Here is a 3,989-nt window from a genome sequence, read left to right as displayed (position 1 = left end):
GCACCTGGGACGCGGAGGCGTTCCGGGTCCGGGAGGCGCGCTAGGCCCTGTCCAGGCGGGCGGGGGCCTGAGCATCCGGCCGCACGCCGGAGAGCGACGTCGGCCCCCGCCGCCCGACAGGTTCCCGGAACGTGCCCCGGCCGCTCCCCTCGTACGGGTGCTCTTGCGCGACGGGCCGTCCGGCGGGGGGTGCGACGCCGTTTCCCGGGGGACACTGTCCCTAGGCCCGTCCTGTCCGGGAGGTTGCCATGCGGCTGCTGTCCACCAGCTCCGGCCCGGTGGTGCGAAGTCCCGACCACCATCCGCTGTTCGCCCGTTACTACGCCCGGATCAGCGTGGGCGCCGAGACCCGGCTCGGCATGGCCGGGATACGTGAGCGGCTGCTCGCCGGGCTGTCCGGGCGGGTGATCGAGATCGGCGCGGGCAACGGGCTGAACTTCGCGCACTATCCGGGCACGGTCGCCGAGGTCGTCGCCATCGAACCGGAGCCGCTGCTGCGGCAGTTGGCGCTGGAGTCGGCGCTGCGCGCCCAGGTGCCGGTCGACGTGGTGCCCGGCGCGGCGGAGGCGCTGCCCGTCAAGAGCGAGGCCTTCGACGCGGCCGTGCTCTCGCTGGTGCTGTGCAGCGTGCGGGACGTGACGCGGGCGCTGGGCGAGGTGCGGCGGGTGCTGAGGCCCGGGGCGCAGGTGCGGTTCTTTGAACACGGGCGGGGCGGCGGACGGGTGATGACGCTGACTCAGCGCGCGCTGGACCGGACGCTGTGGCCCGCGCTGTTCGGCGGCTGCCACGTGGCCCGGGACCCGGTGGCAGCGCTGCGCGCCGCGGGGTTCGAACTCGGGCCGCACCGGCGGCTGCTGCTGCCGGAGCGCCCGACGCTGCCGACCTCGTACTGCGCGCTGGGCACCGCCTGGCGGCCGGAGGAGCCGGTCGCGCGCTGATTCACAGGCTCCAGCGGCGCAGCTCCCGGGCGATGTCGTCGACGCTCGCCGCGCCGTCCTTCACCAGCCGGGCGAGGTCCCGGACCTGTTCGGGCGAGGTGACGACCTTCGCCCCACTGGCGACCAGGTAGGCGTAGGCGACCGCCGAGGCGAACAGCGCGTTGGAGCGCTCCAGCGCCGGCACATGGATGAGCAGCTGGAGCAGCGACGCGGCGCGGGCCTGCGGGCTGTCGTAGACGGGGACGCCGAATATCTCGGCCCGGTGCCTGGCGACGGCGGCGATCAGCGCGCCCCAGTCGGTGACCTGTGGGTCTCCGGGGGTCTTCTGTTCGGCGAGCATGAGCAGCCAGGCGAGGTCGATGCTGAGTTCGTTCGAGGGATCGGTCAAGGGATCAGCTGCGGCCTTCGCCCGGATCGGTGCCGCGCGCGTCGGTGAGCTCCTCGGCGAACACGGACTCGTACTGCTTCATGAAGTCGGCGGCGGCCTCGACGAACGTACGGCCCACCTCACCGGTGTCCTGTCTGACCAGCTCCTCGATGTAGCGGTTGACGCTCATCCCGCGGGCCAGGGCGCGTTCGCGCGCCGCACGGGCGGTGCCCTCGTCCACGCGCACGTTCAGCTGGGTCTTCGCCATGTCTCGACGCTAGCGCCGAAGCGCTAGCGGGACAAGGCCACACGAGGGCCGCGGCGCGGCGTGGCGTACACCCGGACGGGTGGAGGCACCCAGGTGGAGGGTGGCCCTTACACCCGTCTGCTTCGTCGACCCCGCGGTGGATTCCCGGTGTGGGCCCGGTCACATTAGGCTCGCCCGGGACGGAAAGTACCGGTGACCTGGAGGCCGTCTTGTCCACATCTGCCGCTGAACAGCACGCCCCGGGCCGCGCGCCCGGCGAGGGGACCGCGGCCCGCGCCCGGGCGCTGACCAAGGCCTACGGCTCGGGCGAGACGGCCGTGCTCGCCCTGGACTCGGTGGACGTGGACATCGCTCGGGGCCGGTTCACCGCCGTGATGGGGCCCTCGGGGTCCGGAAAGTCCACGCTCATGCACTGTCTGGCGGGGCTCGACACGGTCTCGGCCGGCCAGGTCTGGCTGGGCGACACCGAGATCACGGGGCTGAAGGACCGGGAGCTGACCCGGCTGCGGCGGGACAGGATCGGGTTCATGTTCCAGTCCTTCAACCTCATCCCGACGCTGACCGCGGCCGAGAACATCACCCTCCCGATGGACATCGCGGGCCGCAAGCCCGACGAGAACTGGCTGGACCAGGTCATCGACACGCTCGGGCTGCGGGAGCGGCTGAAGCACCGGCCCGCGCAGCTCTCCGGCGGCCAGCAGCAGCGGGTCGCCTGCGCGCGGGCGCTGGCCTCCCGGCCCGAGCTGATCTTCGCCGACGAGCCGACCGGGAACCTCGACTCGCGGGCCGGCCTGGAGGTGCTGGGCTTCCTGCGGGGCGCCGTGGACGATCTCGGGCAGACCGTCGTCATGGTCACGCACGACCCGGGCGCCGCCGCCCATGCCGACCTGGTGCTCTTCCTGGCCGACGGGCGGATCGTGGACGAGATGGCCCGGCCGACGGCGGACGCGGTCCTGGAGCGGATGAAACGTTTCGACGCGGTCCGGGGCCTGATCGGCGAGCCCGGCACCCCGCAGGAGGACTGACCCGGTGCTGAAGGCGACCCTGAGAAGCTTCCTCGCGCACAAAGGCCGGCTCGCCCTGTCCGCCCTGGCCGTGGTCCTTTCCGTGGCCTTCGTCGCGGGCAGCCTGATCTTCTCCGACACCGTCACCCGGACCTTCGACCGGCTGTTCGCCTCCACCACCGCCGATGTGACGGTCGAGCCGAAGCAGGGCCTGATGTCGGCGCGGACGAGCGGCGCGGTGCAGACCCTGCCCGCCGCGCTGCGGGACCGCGTGGCGAAGGTCGACGGGGTCGCGGCGGCCCAGGCCGACGTGCAGGTGGAGAACATCGTGGTGGTCGACGGCCACAACAGGTCCGTCGGCCCGACCACCGGCGCGCCCACCCTCGCCAGCGCCTGGTACGCCACCCGGCGCAGCCCGGTGAGGCTGACCTCCGGGCACGCTCCCCGGGGCGCGGGCGAGGCGCTGCTCGACGCCGACACCGCCGGCAAGAAGCACGTACGGATCGGTGACACGCTGACCGTCCAGGCCCAGCCCGGCTCGTTCCGGGTCCGGGTCGCCGGGATCGCGACGTTCACCACGACCAACCCGGGCGCCGCCCAGATCTTCCTCGACCCGGCGGTGGCCGGCCGTGAGCTGCTCGGCTCGCCCGCACGGGCGACCGGCATCTCGGTGGACGCGGCCAAGGGGGTGTCCGACACGGTGCTCAAGCACCGGATCGGCGCGGCGATCGGCACCGGAACCTACGACCTGAAGACCGCGAACGAGCACGCCAAGTCGGCGGCGGCCAACCTCGGCGGCTTCCTGGACGTGATCAAGTACGTGATGCTGGGATTCGCCGGCGTCGCGCTGCTCGTGGGCGTGTTCCTGATCGTCAACACCTTCTCCATGCTGATCGCCCAGCGCACCCGGGAGCTGGGCCTGCTGCGGGCGCTCGGCGCCGACCGGCGGCAGGTGCGGCGGTCGGTGCTGACGGAGGCGCTGCTGCTGGGGCTGGTCGGCTCGACGCTCGGTCTCGCCGCCGGGATCGGGCTGGCGTTCGGCCTGATCCGGCTGATCAGCGCGTTCGGGATGAACCTGAAGGCCACGGAGATGGTGATCGGCTGGAGCACGCCCGTCGCCGCGTACGTCGTCGGTGTCGGCGTCACCTTCGTGGCCGCCTATCTGCCGGCCCGGCGGGCGGCGACCGTCTCCCCGATGGCGGCGCTCGCGGACGCCGAGGTCGCCGGGGTGGGCAAGCCGTTGAGGGTCCGGGCGATCGTCGGCTCGGCGGTCGGCGCGGCGGGTGCGGTCGCGCTGGCCGGTTGCGCGGCGGCCACGAAGATCGCGCCGGCCGCCGCGCTGCTGGGCCTCGGCGACCTTGACGTGGTCCACGCCGTAGACGCCGATCTCGGGCGCGTTGATGTTCTCGAAC

General features: G+C 73.0%; 5 protein-coding genes. 3 read left to right on the top strand and 2 right to left on the bottom strand.

Features of this window, described 5'->3' with window-relative positions:
- Positions 1-248: 248 nt before the first annotated feature.
- Positions 249-938, top strand: coding sequence for a class I SAM-dependent methyltransferase (locus ACWEN3_RS42965; RefSeq protein WP_452983126.1), 690 nt, complete (start codon positions 249-251; stop codon positions 936-938).
- A gap of 1 nt (position 939) precedes the next feature.
- On the opposite strand, the gene ACWEN3_RS42960 is transcribed toward ACWEN3_RS42965, so the two are convergent.
- Together ACWEN3_RS42960 and ACWEN3_RS42955 are read right to left on the bottom strand one after the other, a co-directional pair.
- Positions 940-1,278 carry a fic family toxin-antitoxin system, toxin component gene (locus ACWEN3_RS42960; RefSeq protein WP_452983129.1) on the bottom strand — a complete coding sequence of 113 codons (339 nt, stop codon included), beginning with the start codon at positions 1,276-1,278 and terminating at the stop codon, positions 940-942.
- A gap of 52 nt (positions 1,279-1,330) precedes the next feature.
- Positions 1,331-1,573 (bottom strand): toxin-antitoxin system HicB family antitoxin, encoded by a 243-nt coding sequence (locus ACWEN3_RS42955; protein ID WP_452983124.1) that lies wholly within the window; start codon positions 1,571-1,573, stop codon positions 1,331-1,333.
- A gap of 209 nt (positions 1,574-1,782) precedes the next feature.
- On the opposite strand from ACWEN3_RS42955, the gene ACWEN3_RS42950 reads away from it, so the two are divergent.
- A complete protein-coding gene (locus ACWEN3_RS42950) occupies positions 1,783-2,598 on the top strand; it encodes an ABC transporter ATP-binding protein (RefSeq protein WP_452983121.1) in 816 nt (271 codons plus the stop codon).
- A gap of 4 nt (positions 2,599-2,602) precedes the next feature.
- A partial coding sequence (locus ACWEN3_RS42945) for an ABC transporter permease (protein WP_452983118.1) occupies positions 2,603-3,989 on the top strand: 1,387 nt, incomplete at its 3' end.

The organism is Streptomyces sp. NPDC004561 (genome assembly GCF_053602155.1).
This window is presented reverse-complemented; position numbering and strand designations above follow the sequence as displayed.